The following is a 13595-nucleotide window of genomic DNA, read 5'->3' on the forward strand; positions in this document are numbered from 1 at the left end:
AAGGAGGTATTAGGTTCCTTTGCCTCCGCCAGTCAGGGGTCGGTCTGGTGAGAACATATCTCTATGAAAAAACGTTTTGAAATACTTTTTGCGTCTAAGCTAATATTATTAAAATGAATTAATAAAAATGCCTAAAATTCAATAAATGCATTTTATGGTTGAGATAGAGGTGGTTTTCAGGCGCCGAGTGGCCATGAACCTGTTGCTTGCGGGTGGCGCAACGGCGGCTGGCGCCCGTGCCGACGAGGGTTACTTCGAATCGCTGCGGGCCAAGGTTCGTAAGCCTCAAGGATGAAAAGCAAACGTCTTTGGCCAACGCAGGGGGCTAGCTGTCTCCTGTTTGCACCCCTGCGCCTGAGCGTCACTCCTGGTAAATCTTGGTCAACAACCGCAACAACTGATCCCGCTCCTCATCATCCAGCGCCGAGGTCGCCTCGCGGTCGCTGTCCTTGGCGATCTGCTTCAGTTCCTTGAGCAGCGCTTCTCCCGCCTTGCTCAAGAAGATCCCGTAAGACCGCTTGTCCGGCTTGCACCGCACGCGCACGGCCAAGGCCCGTTCTTCCAGCTTGTTCAGCAGGGGCACCACCTGCGGTGGCTCGATCGCCAGCGAGCGCGCCAGGTCAGCCTGCAGCAACGCCGGTGTCGTCCTGCTCCCGCACAGGCGTGTCGTGCGGGGAGAGCGTCATTGAACGCCCCCTGTTCGCCACCCCGAACGGCACATGCACCATCGGCAAATCCCCCGCCGGCGACTGCAAGTGGCTGCGCTGGTCGTCGAAGAACACATGGGGCTTCAGAATCGACAACACCCTGGGCTTCTCCATGCCGCCGAGAAAGAAGCACTCGTCCGGCGATACGCCCCAGTCCTTCAACGTCGTCACCACCCGCTCATGTGAAGGCGCATTGCGCGCCGTGACAATGGCAATCCGCAAGATCCGCTTGTAGTCCGGGTTCTCGGCCAGCTTGCGGTCCTCCAGCATGCGTATCAGCGAAAGCTTGCGGTACAGGTCCGCCAGCGGCCCTGGCGAATGCGGAATGCCCTTGTGTACGCGCTCGTGCTCCTGAAAGTCATCCAGGTTGTCGTTGCGCTTGTACACGCTCTCCGCCTCGTCGTCGGCAATCACGCCATCGAAGTCGAAGGCTACGCGCAATTCGGTGTCGATCTCGTCATCGTAGATGCGCGTCGGCAGTACCCGCCCGGCCGGGTAGTTGGCGTCGATGGCTTTCTGCACATCTTCCTCATTGGCACTGAGGAACAGCGAGGCGTTGAATGCCGGGATGTACTCATAGGGCGAGCGGCCCGACATGAACGCCGCGCGGGTGATGTCCAGCTGATAATGGTTGATCGAACGAAATACCCGCAGGCCGGTTTCCGGGGAGTTGCGCGAGAGCAGCACCACCTCTACCGGCAGTTGCTCGGGGAAGGCCTGGTTGATACTCAGGAAGCGGCGAATGAACGGGAACGCCACGCCTTTGGGGAATGGCTCGTCCAGGTTCTGCTGCTGGTGATGGCGGTACGCCTCGACACCCTGGGTCTTGTAGATGTCGTCCGAGACGGTAAGGTCGAACAGCGCACTCGAGGCAACGCCAATGACCAGTTTCTGTTCGATGGGGTAGGGCATTGAGCAACTCCTGAGCCTGTGCTGATGGCAAGTGTACGCCTGCGCGGTGACGAAAGCCCTCAGGCCTCCGGCACCAGTCCGAGCAGCACCTGAACCTGGCGCTGCAACTGGCTCACATGCTCGCGCTCTGCACGCAGCGCGGACTGCAGCTCGCGGTTTTCCTGTTTATGGATGCGAGCGGAGCGCTCCAGCTCGCGGTCGCCTTGCAGCAGGTCCCACATCTCGCCTTGGCGAGCGTGCTGCAGACACACCAGCAGCAGGGTGATACCGCAGACGCCCAGCAGAGAGATTTCGATAGCTTCCATGTGACGCTTCCTTGGGTAGTGGCAGTTTGCCGGTAAGCGAAACGATATGTCCATAAAGACTACATGTCGATAATGGAGACTTGTACAGGTAAAGCAATGGTGCATATCCGGCGGGCTGCTTGCGGGCAGTTTAGGATGAGTGCTGAAGGCGATTTGGCATCATGGCTGCCGGCGACGCCGCGCTAGACAAGCCCTTGGCTGCAATCGCGCTGTATCACAGCGGCGATGAACGATTTTGTCAGCATATGCCTGTTTACTTTACATATCTGTCAGGCTTGATGTGCAAACGGATGGATATGTATGATCAGGCGACACGTCATCTATCGAGGTGCTTGTTGCCACCCTACAGGAGCCGACATGAAACGCACGCAACGCATGGAGCAAACCCGCTGGGACCTGGCCTTGCGCTACCGGTTGATCGAGACGGTGGTCTGGTGGGAAGGTCGGCTGACCACCAATCACCTGATCCAGAGCTTCGGCATCAGCCGCCAGCAGGCGTCGAAGGACATCAACACCTACATCAATGACTACGCGTCGAAAAACCTGGTCTACGACAAGCAGATCAAAGGCTATGTCCCGACCCGACAGTTCAAGCCGCTGTTCATCGACGACAGCGCCAGCGCCTACCTCGACCTGCTCAACCAGAACAACGAACGCGCCCCACATATCGAAGGCCTGGCCTTGGCCTATGCCCACACCGAAGTGCTGAAGGTGCCCGACCGCTCGGTCAAACCCGAGGTCCTGCGGCCGTTGCTCAAGGCCTGCCGCGAAAAGCGTCGCCTGGACATCGACTACGTGTCGTTCAACACCCCCGAACTCGAGGGACGCATCATCGCCCCGCACACGCTGGTGTACACCGGCATGCGCTGGCACGTGCGGGCCTATTGCGAAAAGAACCGCATGTACCGCGACTTTGTACTCAGCCGTTTCCGTGGTGTGCCAGATGTGCACGAGGAGGAGACCGAGAATGGTATCGACCAGGACGTGGAATGGAACACACCGGTCGATGTGATCTTCAAGCCGGACGAACGCCTGACACCCGCGCAGCGGGCCATCATCGAGGTGGACTACGGCATGACCGACGGGCAGTTGGTGGTGGGCAGCTCCCAGGCATTGGTCAAGTATGTGGTGAAGCGCTTCGGGGTGAACCCCAACATGCATGATGCAAGGCCCGAAGCGCAGCAGCTGGTGCTGGCGAACCGGGCCGAACTGAAGCCTTGGCTGAACCTTGATTGAAGCTTGGGCAACGGCAGGTAACGGGGCCGCAGGGCAGGTGCCTGTACTGCACGCGGCCACGCAGTGCAGACCTCCCCGTTACAGATCAACCACTCAAATCTCTCGTTCATCAGTGGATCCAGTGATGCCAATTTGATAGCTTTCCGCCCCTTACCGCTGTATCCGGATAGGAATTGATGAACCAGCTATACGAACACGGCACTCTGACCCCGGTCGCGAAGCCGATTGTGGACAGGGTGATCGAGACCGCCCTTGGCAGTCTGGACGCTACTTCCGATAACAAGGTACTGCGTGGCCTCAACGATGCGTTGGCGGGCGAAATAGAACGTTTGAACGCAGGCGTCGCGACCCCGGATGGCGACCTGCAGGGGCCACTGAGGGTGTTGCGCGAACTCAGGCAACAGCTCGACGAACTGCTGGCGCTGGCCGATGGTCATGCCTTGTGCAGGCAAGCGGTGGAGCGCCTGGCAAGTGTGCAAGGCCAGCATGAAATCGAAATGGCCGCGCTGCAGGCCAGTGCCGAGGTGCAGAACCGCAAGCTGGTGGCAAGTACCTTGGCCCGCGTGCAAAAGGAAGGGGCAATCCGCAAGAGCCTTGAGCAGTACCAGGAGCAGCTGGCCGCCAGCAACCTGGCACGGGAAGCGCTGTCTACCACGGTGACGACGGCTTTGAAGAGGCTTGCGCTGGCGACCAGCACCCAGGCTCAGCGCGTTGATAGCGTCGAGACGCATTTGGCCAGCCTGGTGGAGCGCCAGCGTGAATGCGAGCTGCAATTGCAGCAGGTGTGCGGGACGGGCTGGGCGGTGTATCTGGAGCGCAATGCAGTGCCGCTGGTGGCGTTGGCGGTGGCTGTGTTTGCGCTGGGGCTGAACCTGTTCGGTTGAACGCAACTTAACGGCAAACCTGAGGCCTGCGCGGTCGTTGTAGAAGCGGGTTCACCCGCGAAGAATCCTGCACAGTGGATGGCACCGGCTTCGCCGGTGTTCGCGGGCACGCCCGCTTGTATGGTTAGACTTGAAGGGGTGGTGGGACTAAATGCCCGATTCTGACTGTTCACAGCAGTACAGACCGTGGGAGACATCGCCCCACCCCTTCCACCAAAGCGCCGATAAAGAATGCATCGTTTGCAAACGACGATAGAAGCAAGCCAGCGCCTCTTGGTGAAACCCCTTCAAGCCAAAAAACCATAACGTGAGGAGGCTCCCGTGGCAATGCAGGTTGGCAAATTGATCGTGGGTGCGGATGTCGCGAAAGCAGAATTAGTGATTCATCACGATGATCGCGATGAGATCATCAAGGTGAAAAATACCAAACCAGAAATCAAGAAATGGCTGAAGCAACAGCCTCTCAACACGGCAATTGCTGTTGAGGCGACCAATGTTTACCACCTGGACTTGGTTGAGCTGGCCCATAGCCTGGGTTTCGAGGTCTATGTCATTGATGGATTCCAACTGAGCAACTACCGCAAAAGCGTGGGTGTGCGGGTAAAAACGGACCCCACTGATGCTCGGTTGTTGTCCCGTTTTTTGAGAAACGAGGGGGAAGACCTCCGCCCTTGGACTCCCCCTCCCGCCGTCTACGGCAAGCTTCAGAGCCTTCTGCGACGCCGAGCGGCCTTGGTGACTGCCCGCACGGCGATGACCCAGAGCTGGGCTAATGAAGCCCTTTTGAAAGCCGCCTTCACAACCTTTGTAAAATCGATAGACCGGCTGGATTTGTTGATCCAAAAGAAAATTAAAGAAGTGCTGCGCGAAGCAGGGCTGCACGAGCAAGTTGCTCGCTGCCAAGCGGTAGAGGGTATTGGGTTTCTCACTGCGACTGCCTTGGTAATGGCTTTTATGCGGGGCGAGTTCAAGAGCAGTGATTCGTACATTGCATTCCTGGGAATGGATCTACGAGTGATTGATTCTGGGCAGAAGAATGGACGTCGTCGCCTTACCAAGCGAGGCTGCTCAGAAATCCGTCGCCTGCTGCATAACGCGGCGATGTCAGCCAGCCGGACGGCCACTTGGAAAGGGATCTACGAACAACATCGCAATGCGGGTAAAGCAACAACCCAGGCGTTGGTAATCCTGGCCAGGAAGCTTGCACGAGTGGCATTCGCCCTGATGAAGAATCAGGACGAATATGTCACCAAGGGTGGGAAAGCACCTTGCTGAAAACCATAGAATCTCCCACAGTGATCGCGCAGACTCTGACATTTTTAACACGACAGTGGCTCCCGCAGGGCTCAGCGTCGAGCTGCCAGGGCCTCAGGGTTGGCAACGTTCTTTGGCTTTCCTTCGAAAAACGCCAGCACATTGTCGAAGGCATCGCCAAAGTACAGCTCGTAGCCGTTCTTCTCCACGTACCCCAGGTGCGGCGTACTGAGTACGCGTGGGTGGCGCAGCAGCGGATGGGCCAGGTCGAGCAGCGGCTCCTCCTCGTACACATCCACCGCCGCGAAACCCGGCCGCCCAGCATCCAGTGCCTGTAGCAATGCCCCCGGGGCAATCAGTTCTGCGCGGCTGACGTTCACCAGCAAGGCGTCAGGCTTCATCTTGGACAGGTCGTCGAAGGTCACCCCGTGGCGTGTCTGGTCGGACAGGCGCAGGTTCAGGCTGACAATATCCGCTTCGGCAAAGAATGCCTCACGCGAGGCAGCAGCGCGATGGGCATCGGCTTGGGCTGCGGCGCGGCTGCTGTCGCTGCCCCACACCAGCACAGGCATGTCGAACGCCTGGGCATAACGCGCCAGACGCTGGCCGATCTTGCCGTAGCCCCAAATACCCAGCAGCTGGCCGGCCAGCGCCTGGCCCAGATTGACCTGCCATTGGCCTTGGCGGAAAGCATCGATGGCCGGCACCAGTTGCCGGCGGGCATTGAGGATCAGCGCCCAGGCAAGTTCTGCAGGCGCCACCGGCGAGCCGCGCCCCTCGGTCACCGCAATGCCGCGTGCGGTGCAGGCAGCCAGGTCCAGGTGGCTGGACACCTTGCCGGTCTGGCTGATCAGCTTGAGGTTGGGCAGGCGGTCGAGCAGGGCGGCGTCGATGCGGGTACGTTCCCGGGTGAGTACCAGTGCGTCGGCATCGGCAAAGCGTGCTGCAAGTTGCTCCAGCGTGGCCGGCTGGCGCTCATGAAGCACGCTGACAGCGTGCCCGCTCAGCTTGCCGAAGCAATCGAGCGTGCGGATCACATCCTGGTAGTCGTCGGGAATGACAATGCGCATGGTGGTCTGGCCCTGGCGGTACAGTGAAGCGTCGAAGATAACCCAACTGCGCGCATCAACGTCAGATCAGGATGTAGTCGCTGCGCATCACCACCGGCTCATGCGCCCCTTCGACCAGGTGCACGAACTGCCCGCCCACCTGGTCGATTGCCAGGCAGTCGTCGACATCGAGCAAGGCGTCGGTGTGCGGCTTCAGCCAGTGTGCCTGCATGCGCTGCTTGCCCAGGGCCTTGGCTTCGGTCTTGTTGTGGGCGGCAACCAGCAGGTAGCGGTGCGCCTCGCCGAACACATCGCGCTCGTAACCGCCGAGGTTGATGAAGTACAGGTGCAGTGCGCTGCGGGCGGGGGCGTCCGGGCGCAGTTCGATCCGTTGGCCGTCCACGCCGTGCACTTCCAGCCACGAATCGATGTGCAAGCCTTTCGCGCTACCGAACCAGGCCTGGCGCAGCTGCGGGTAAGCCTGTTCGAAGGTGTCGGCCTGGGCGAATACCACGTCGTGGACTTCGATCTTGGCGCCGGGGTGGCGGCCTCCGAGCATGACGACGTAAAGCATGGGCGGTCCTTTGCGTGGCATTGAGTGAAAGTGCATTGTACCCAGCCACAGCCAGTTCGATGAAGCGATGCCTGAGCATTGTTGGAGCGGGCATGCCCGCGAAGCAGGCCGCGCGGTGGATGGCAGGGGCTTCGCCCTTCTCGCCCGCGCTGCCGTTGGCTTACTCGAATGCCACCGTGGCACTGTGACGCCTCGCCGGGGACGAGTCCACCGATTACAAGGGATTGCGCAGGCCGCCAGACAGGTGCTCTACCAGAAAATCCACAAACACCCGCACCCGCGCCGGCATCGCCTGGCCACCGACGAACACCGCATGGATCGGCTCGCGGTCCTCAGGGTTGTACGCCTCCAGCAATGGCACCAGCCGCCCGCTGGCCAGGTCGTCGACCACCGTGAAGGTACCGATGCGTGCCACGCCGGCACCGATCCTGGCCAGTTGCGCCAAGGCTTCGCCGCTGCTGCATTCGATATTGCCCGTCACCTTCAACGAGAATACCTGCCCGTCGCGGCGAAACGGCCAGTCGGGCGCGGCACGGCGGAAGTTGAAGCGCAGGCAGTTATGCCGGGCCAGGTCTTCAGGCTCAAGCGGGGTGCCGCAGCGTTGCAGGTACTCGGGCGAGGCAACCACCACCTGGCCGGTTTCACCAATGGCGCGGGCGCTCAATGAACTGTCCGGCAGGTGCCCGAAACGCAATGCCACGTCGGCCTGGCCGCCGAGAATGTCGGCCACTTCGTCACTGAGGGTAAGGTCAACCAGCACTTGCGGGTAACGTGCGCTGAAGGCCGCCAGCAGCGGTACCACGGTCAGCCGGGCATGGCCCAGCGCAGCGCTTACCCGCAAGCGCCCGCGCGGCACGCCCTGGTCGGTGATGGCTTCTTCCACTTCGAGCATGTCGGCCAGCACCCGCCGTGCACCGCGCAGGTACGCCTCACCCTCGGGGGTGAGGGTGATCGCGCGGGTGGTGCGCAGCAGCAGGCGGGTGCCCAGGCGCTGTTCGGTGCGGGCGATGATGCGGCTGACCGCAGAAGGCGTCAGGTTCAGTGCCCGCGCGGCGGCCGACAGGCTGCCTTCTTGCGCCACCCTGGCAAATATCTCCATCTCGCCGGATCTTCCACTGAAGTCCATTTGTGCCTCGTGCGCAAAGGTGGTTGGCAAAAAAGCAGTCTAGTGCGCTTTTGAAATGGATCGTAGCATTTGCGGCATAGATAAGGAGCTTGCCATGCGTATCAATCCGCCTCTCGTCGCACTTGCCATCGGTGCCTTTGGCATCGGTGTCACCGAGTTCGCCCCCATGGGCATGTTGCCCAGTATCGCCACTGACCTTGGCGTCTCCATCCCCGCTGCCGGGCTGCTGGTCAGTGCCTATGCCATTGGCGTGCTCATCGGCGCACCGCTGATGACTCTGGCCACGGTGAAGATCCCGCGGCGTTATTTGCTGATCGGGCTGATGGCCATTTTCACACTGGGTAACCTGATGTCGGCCCTGGCCAGCGATTACACCAGCCTGCTGGTGGCCCGTGTGGTCACCTCGCTCAACCACGGTGCCTTCTTTGGCATCGGCTCGATTGTCGCGGCCAGCGTGGTACCGCCCGAGAAGCGCGCCGGGGCGGTGGCGGCAATGTTCATGGGCTTGACCCTGGCCACCATCGGCGGCGTGCCGCTGGCGACCTGGTTTGGTGAAATGCTGGGTTGGCGCACGGCATTCTGGGGTATTGCCGGGCTTGGCCTGGTGGCGATGACCACGCTCTGGTACGCGCTGCCCAATGTGCCGTCGCCCAAAGGTGACGGGGCCATGGCCGAAATCCGGGTGCTGGGCCGCGGCCCCGTACTGGCGGCGTTGCTGCTGACGGTGGTGGGTTCCAGTGCGATGTTCACGGTGTTCACCTACATTGCGCCGATCCTGCAGAGCGAGGCGGCGGCGTCCACCACCTTCGTGACAGCCATGCTGGTGTTGTTCGGTGTGGGCCTGACCTTGGGCAACGTGTGGGGCGGCAAGGCGGCAGACCGCTCGATCGACCGCACGCTGATCGTGTCGTTGGCGTTGTTGATTGGCGTGCTGCTGGTGTTCCCGCTGGTGCTGGACTGGCCGCTGCCGACGGCCTTGGCGATCCTGGTGTGGGGCGCGGCCAGCTTTGCACTGGTGCCGCCACTGCAGATGCGGGTGATGGAGGCAGCCAAGGATGCGCCCAACCTGGCATCGGCGGTGAACATTGGTGCATTCAACCTGGGCAATGCGATTGGCGCGGCGCTGGGTGGCGCAGTGATCAACGCAGGTTTGGGCTACCCGGCGATTTCCCTGGCGGGCGCGGCGATGGCGGCGCTGGGGTTGGTGATGGTGTTGCTGTTTGCCTGGCGTGGGCGGGTGGTGGCAGCGGCGGGGCAGGTTGTGGTGTAACAAGCCGAGATCGCCGGGGGCGCTGTGCGCCCTTTTCGCGGCACAAGGCCGCTCCTACAGGTACAGCGCACGCTTCAGGTGCTGCGCGGTCTTTGTGGGAGCGGCCTTGTGTCGCGATAGGGCTGAAATGCAGTGAAAACCGGGGTTGTACGTTAGGGCGTACCGTTACGGCCATGCAGGTGATAGGCCGGGCGTTCGCTCAGGCGTTCGTAATAATCGCGAACCGCTGGCAGGTGCGGGTGCTCGAACGGCGTTTCGAACCAGCGGTTGACCGAGAGGCCGATAGGGATATCGGCCAGGGTGAACTGGCTGCCGGCTACGTAGGCACCGGTGCTGGCCAGTTGGCGGTCGAGGATATGCATGTAGCGCGACCATTCGGCGCAACCGGCGGCCAGTGCTTGCGGGTCCTGGTGGGAGGGGGAGTGCCTGACCAGTGACATGAATGCGTAGCTCCACGAGCGGTTCAGGTCCGAGGCCTGCCAGTCGATCCACTGGTCGATCCTGGCCCGCGCCTGGGCATCGTCGGGGTAGAACGCGGTGGCACCGTAGCGGTTGGCCAGGTAGCGGATGATGCTGTTGGACTCCCACAAGGTGAAGTCGCCATCCTGGATCACCGGGATCATGGCGTTGGGGTTCAATGCCAGGAACTCCGCGCTGTCAGTGGCCTGGAAGCCAGAGCCCCAGTCTTCGCGCTCGAATGCGACCTCGAACTCGGCGCAGGCCCACAGGACTTTTCGCACATTGATGGAAGAAGCTCTGCCCAGTATCCGTAGCATGGTGTTCGTCCTGGTGTGGGGGAGGTTGATCGTCCGACACTGGCAGGTGCCGGTCAAGGGGCTGATCGGTGGCAGAGCGCCCATTTCATGGGGTTCGTGTAGTCCATTTCCGAAAGTGGTTCTTTCCATCCTGCTGGTCATTGTGATGGGGGAGGTGGCGTCCTAGGCTGGGTATGCTCGTAACCCCGAGGAATGGACATGGACAACGACACCCCGAAAAGCCGCAAGCTCAATGTCGTGCGTGCAGCGAGCCGGTTTGGCAACGCCGATGCCGAACTGGTGCAGATGAAACCGCAGCTGCCAATGAGGGCCGCACTGACGGAGGCCTCGGGCATCATGGGCTGCATCACTGAAATTACCCGCAAGGCCATCGACAGGCCAGCCGACCGCAAGGTGATGATGCAGGCCACGTTCTATCTGGCCGGCATGGCCAAAGCACTGATCGATGGCCAGCTGCTGCAGGTGCGTCAGGCGCGTGAAGGTGAGCGCGAACCCTAGTCAAGCTTGCCTGGGGGCCCTTAACTTGGCACCCTTGGGCGGTTTGAATCGTCTGTATCACCACAGAAGGAAGTTTGCATTGAGCTGGGACAAGGTGGGGAAACTCCTCGTAGCCGTGCTTTTAGGCCTGATGGTGCTTTTGACCGCCTACGTGTTGCTCAGGAGCAGCCCGCGCCTGGAGGCGTCACTCACCTATGCCTACCTCACCTATCCCACCCAGTTCAGCGAGCGCATAAGCAAAGCCAGCGAGCAACTCAAGTATGAGCAGTTGCAGGGGCGTATCAACAGTATCGGCCAGGGCGGTCTGAGCCACGATCAGGTCGAGCGCCTGATTGAAATGGCCCAGGCACCCTATGCGCAGTTGTTCGCCAAGCCCTTCGAGGCCGGGCTGGTCGATCACCGTACCGGCTTGCTTATCGAACTGCGCAACAGTGGTGACGCGCCGGTACGGGAGGTAAAGATCCGTCTGCCAGCCAAGGGCCTGGTGCAGGTGCGTGATGCTGCCGGCAACGACACCCTGCTGGAGGCCGCTACCGCGCAGGTGGACATCCCGGCCATCGAGCCGGGTGGCACGTGCAAGGTCTGGGTCTATTTCGATGCAGACTATCTGCAGATCCGCCAGGGCGGGGTCAGCATCAGCCACGCCGACGGAGTGGCCAATGTGCAGGTGTACCACGAGGTCATCGGTTTTCCGGCCATGGTGGCCCGCTACAGCCGCGAGTTGATGGTGTTGCTGGGCGTACTGGCGGTCAGCGTGCTGGGCCTGGGTTATGCCTGCCTGGCGCGGCGTAAACCGCGGTAAACGCCTCACTCGAACATAAATATCTGATTGGGCGGGGCACCTGTGGGAGCGGGCAAGCCCGCGAACACCGGCGCAGCCGGTGCCATGCAGCGCGTCGCACTCTTCGCGGGCGCGCCCGCTCCCACAGGATAAAGCTGCGCTTGCCAAAGCCTTGTTCCACGGGCGACAGCGCAGCATAACGGTGTGACATGCGTGTTCTGCGATCAAGGATCATTTGCTTGAAACTCAACACACCCCCGTTGACGACCCTCTATAGTGCTCGGCATTACAAGAGCCATCTCGAGCCTGCCTGATGATCCCTTCCCTGGATTCCATTTTTTCTCGCCTGCGCCTGCGTCAGTTGCGCCTGCTGATCGAGCTGGATCGCTGTGGTTCGCTGCACAAGGCGGCCGAAGCCATGGCCATTTCCCAGCCCGGGGCCACCAAGGCGTTGCGCGAGGTGGAGGAGGTGCTGGGGGTACCATTGTTCCAGCGCCTGCCCAGCGGCCTGGTAGCCAATGACGTGGGCCGTTGCGTGGTGCGCTATGCGCGGCTGATCCACAGCGACCTGGGGCACTTGCGCGAAGAGGTGCTAGGCATCGTCCAGGGCCAGGGTGGGCGGCTGGCGGTGGGCAGCATCATGGGGGCCATGCCGACACTGGTCAGCGCCTTGGGGCGCTTGCGCCGCAAGCAGCCGCAGCTGGCGGTGGAAATTGCCGAGAATACCAGCGCCAACCTGCTCGGCCAGCTGGACGAGGGGCGCCTGGACCTGGCCATCTGCCGGCCGGGGCTGGGCCGCAACGCGGCGGACTATACCTTTGTCGAACTGGCCCAGGAGCCGTTGGTGGTGGTCGCGCACCCGCAGCATCCGCTTGCCGGGGCAGCGGCACTGGCGATCAGCGACTTGAGCCATTACCGCTGGGTGGTCTACCCGGCGAACATGCCCATGCGCCAGGCGCTGGAGCGCGAGTTGAGCGAGGCAGGGGTGGAGGTGCCCCGCTACCCGCTGGAAACCTTCTCCACCTTCGCGACGTTCATGCTGCTGGAGGATGACCCGACGCTGGTGGCGGTCATTCCCTGTGCCGTGGCGGCGTTTGCCGAGCAGCGCGGGTTGCTGGTGTCGCTGGCGGTGCAGCTACGGGCGTTGAGCGAGCCGTTCGGCATCGTGCACCGTGTGGCGGCGCCGCTATCGCCAGCTGCGCGGTTGCTGGTAGAGGAATTGACGGCCAATTGAAGTTTGACGGCGCTCGCCCTCCAGCCCATTGCTGGCGGGCTGGTGGGGATAAGCGATGGTTATTGGTGGATCAGCTCTTTTCATTATCGGCGGCCCTGCCTGTGCTCTAGATTACCCCCGGAACGGCCTGCCAGTACCCCTGTAACCCTATTGCATCAAGGAGCAACCCAATGGATCTAGGCATTACCGGCCGCTGGGCCATCGTCTGCGCGGCCAGCCAAGGCCTGGGCAAAGGCTGCGCCGAGGCGCTTGGCAAAGAAGGCGTGAACCTGGTCATCAATGCCCGCACCCAAGCCACCCTGGAGCAGACCGCCACCGAGTTGCGTGCGGCCTGCCCGGGCATCGAGGTGCTTACCGTGGCCGGCGATGTGGCCGATGCCCAGGTGCGCCAGGCGCTGTTGGCGGCCTGCCCGCAGGTCGACATCCTGGTCAACAACGCCGGTGGCCCGCCACCGGGGGACTTCCGCGACTGGGGGCGTGACGACTGGCTGAAGGCGCTGGACGCCAACATGCTCACCCCCATCGAGCTGATCAAGGCGGTGGTCGACGGCATGGCCGAGCGCGGTTTCGGCCGGGTAGTGAATATCACCTCTGGCGCGGTGAAGGCGCCGATCGACATCCTCGGTTTGTCCAACGGCGCACGCAGTGGCCTGACCGGTTTCATTGCTGGCCTGGCCCGGCAGCAGCGCCTGGCGGGCAGCAATGTGACACTGAACAACCTGCTGCCTGGGGCGTTCGACACGGCGCGTTTGCAAAAGACTTTGCAGGCGGCGGGTGGCGATGTGCAAGCCACCGCCCAGGCCAGGCGCAAGGCCATCCCGGCGGCGCGCTTTGGCGATGCCGGGGAGTTTGGTGCGTACTGTGCGTTCCTGTGCAGTGCGCATGCCGGTTATATCACCGGGCAGAACCTGCTGATCGATGGCGGGGCGTATCCGGGTACCTTCTAAAAGGTGCGGGGGCGCATTGCCCCCACAACGAAGGGCCGCAGG

General features: G+C 61.8%; 14 protein-coding genes and 1 pseudogene. 8 read left to right on the forward strand and 7 right to left on the reverse strand.

Annotation, left to right across the window (positions count from 1 at the left end; translation table 11 throughout):
• Positions 1-361: 361 nt before the first annotated feature.
• From PP4_RS09945 to PP4_RS09955, 3 genes and pseudogenes are all read right to left on the reverse strand, one after another.
• A pseudogene (locus PP4_RS09945) lies at positions 362-640 on the reverse strand (MarR family winged helix-turn-helix transcriptional regulator); the annotation flags it as partial.
• Positions 621-1619: a 5'-nucleotidase gene (locus PP4_RS09950; protein ID WP_016499053.1), complete on the reverse strand. Its 999-nt coding sequence runs from the start codon at positions 1617-1619 to the stop codon at positions 621-623. The gene PP4_RS09950 and the pseudogene PP4_RS09945, both read right to left, overlap by 20 nt.
• A gap of 59 nt (positions 1620-1678) precedes the next feature.
• The gene (locus tag PP4_RS09955) at positions 1679-1924 is read right to left on the reverse strand and encodes a hypothetical protein (protein ID WP_016499054.1); all 246 of its coding nucleotides are present in this window, start codon (positions 1922-1924) and stop codon (positions 1679-1681) included.
• 357 nt (positions 1925-2281) lie between these two features.
• Here PP4_RS09955 and PP4_RS09960 point away from each other — a divergent pair, with 357 nt between their 5' ends.
• The 3 genes from PP4_RS09960 to PP4_RS09970 all read left to right on the forward strand — a co-directional run bounded on the left by PP4_RS09960 (position 2282) and on the right by PP4_RS09970 (position 5319).
• Positions 2282-3160, forward strand: a complete 879-nt coding sequence (locus tag PP4_RS09960) for a WYL domain-containing protein (protein ID WP_016499055.1) — start codon at positions 2282-2284, stop codon at positions 3158-3160.
• Positions 3161-3657: 497 nt separating this feature from the next.
• The gene (locus PP4_RS29710) at positions 3658-4044 is read left to right on the forward strand and encodes a hypothetical protein (RefSeq protein WP_115283627.1); all 387 of its coding nucleotides are present in this window, start codon (positions 3658-3660) and stop codon (positions 4042-4044) included.
• 321 nt (positions 4045-4365) lie between these two features.
• Positions 4366-5319, forward strand: a complete 954-nt coding sequence (locus PP4_RS09970) for an IS110 family transposase (protein WP_016499057.1) — start codon at positions 4366-4368, stop codon at positions 5317-5319.
• Between the two features lie 71 nt (positions 5320-5390).
• Here PP4_RS09970 and PP4_RS09975 read toward each other — a convergent pair whose 3' ends face one another.
• The 3 genes from PP4_RS09975 to PP4_RS09985 all read right to left on the reverse strand — a co-directional run bounded on the left by PP4_RS09975 (position 5391) and on the right by PP4_RS09985 (position 8047).
• Positions 5391-6368: a D-2-hydroxyacid dehydrogenase family protein gene (locus PP4_RS09975; RefSeq protein WP_016499058.1), complete on the reverse strand. Its 978-nt coding sequence runs from the start codon at positions 6366-6368 to the stop codon at positions 5391-5393.
• 61 nt (positions 6369-6429) lie between these two features.
• Positions 6430-6921 (reverse strand): DUF1543 domain-containing protein, encoded by a 492-nt coding sequence (locus PP4_RS09980; protein ID WP_016499059.1) that lies wholly within the window; start codon positions 6919-6921, stop codon positions 6430-6432.
• Positions 6922-7135: 214 nt separating this feature from the next.
• Positions 7136-8047, reverse strand: coding sequence for a LysR family transcriptional regulator (locus tag PP4_RS09985; protein WP_016499060.1), 912 nt, complete (start codon positions 8045-8047; stop codon positions 7136-7138).
• A 94-nt stretch (positions 8048-8141) separates the two neighbouring features.
• Between PP4_RS09985 and PP4_RS09990 the strand changes: the two genes are divergently transcribed.
• The gene (locus tag PP4_RS09990; RefSeq protein WP_016499061.1) at positions 8142-9317 is read left to right on the forward strand and encodes an MFS transporter; all 1176 of its coding nucleotides are present in this window, start codon (positions 8142-8144) and stop codon (positions 9315-9317) included.
• A 152-nt stretch (positions 9318-9469) separates the two neighbouring features.
• Here the strand turns inward: PP4_RS09990 and PP4_RS09995 are convergent, their stop codons facing one another.
• Complete coding sequence (locus PP4_RS09995; protein WP_016499062.1) at positions 9470-10093, reverse strand: glutathione S-transferase family protein; 624 nt, start codon at positions 10091-10093, stop codon at positions 9470-9472.
• A 198-nt stretch (positions 10094-10291) separates the two neighbouring features.
• On the opposite strand from PP4_RS09995, the gene PP4_RS10000 reads away from it, so the two are divergent.
• The 4 genes from PP4_RS10000 (at position 10292) to PP4_RS10015 (ending at position 13553) form a co-directional block, all read left to right on the forward strand.
• A complete protein-coding gene (locus PP4_RS10000) occupies positions 10292-10591 on the forward strand; it encodes a DUF3077 domain-containing protein (RefSeq protein WP_041167675.1) in 300 nt (99 codons plus the stop codon).
• Positions 10592-10670: 79 nt separating this feature from the next.
• Positions 10671-11393 carry a hypothetical protein gene (locus PP4_RS10005; RefSeq protein ID WP_016499064.1) on the forward strand — a complete coding sequence of 241 codons (723 nt, stop codon included), beginning with the start codon at positions 10671-10673 and terminating at the stop codon, positions 11391-11393.
• Between the two features lie 292 nt (positions 11394-11685).
• A complete protein-coding gene (locus tag PP4_RS10010) occupies positions 11686-12606 on the forward strand; it encodes a LysR family transcriptional regulator (RefSeq protein ID WP_016499065.1) in 921 nt (306 codons plus the stop codon).
• Between the two features lie 170 nt (positions 12607-12776).
• Positions 12777-13553: an SDR family oxidoreductase gene (locus PP4_RS10015; protein WP_016499066.1), complete on the forward strand. Its 777-nt coding sequence runs from the start codon at positions 12777-12779 to the stop codon at positions 13551-13553.
• Positions 13554-13595: the final 42 nt, after the last annotated feature.

It is taken from the genome of Pseudomonas putida NBRC 14164, from assembly GCF_000412675.1.
Classification (GTDB): domain Bacteria; phylum Pseudomonadota; class Gammaproteobacteria; order Pseudomonadales; family Pseudomonadaceae; genus Aquipseudomonas; species Aquipseudomonas putida.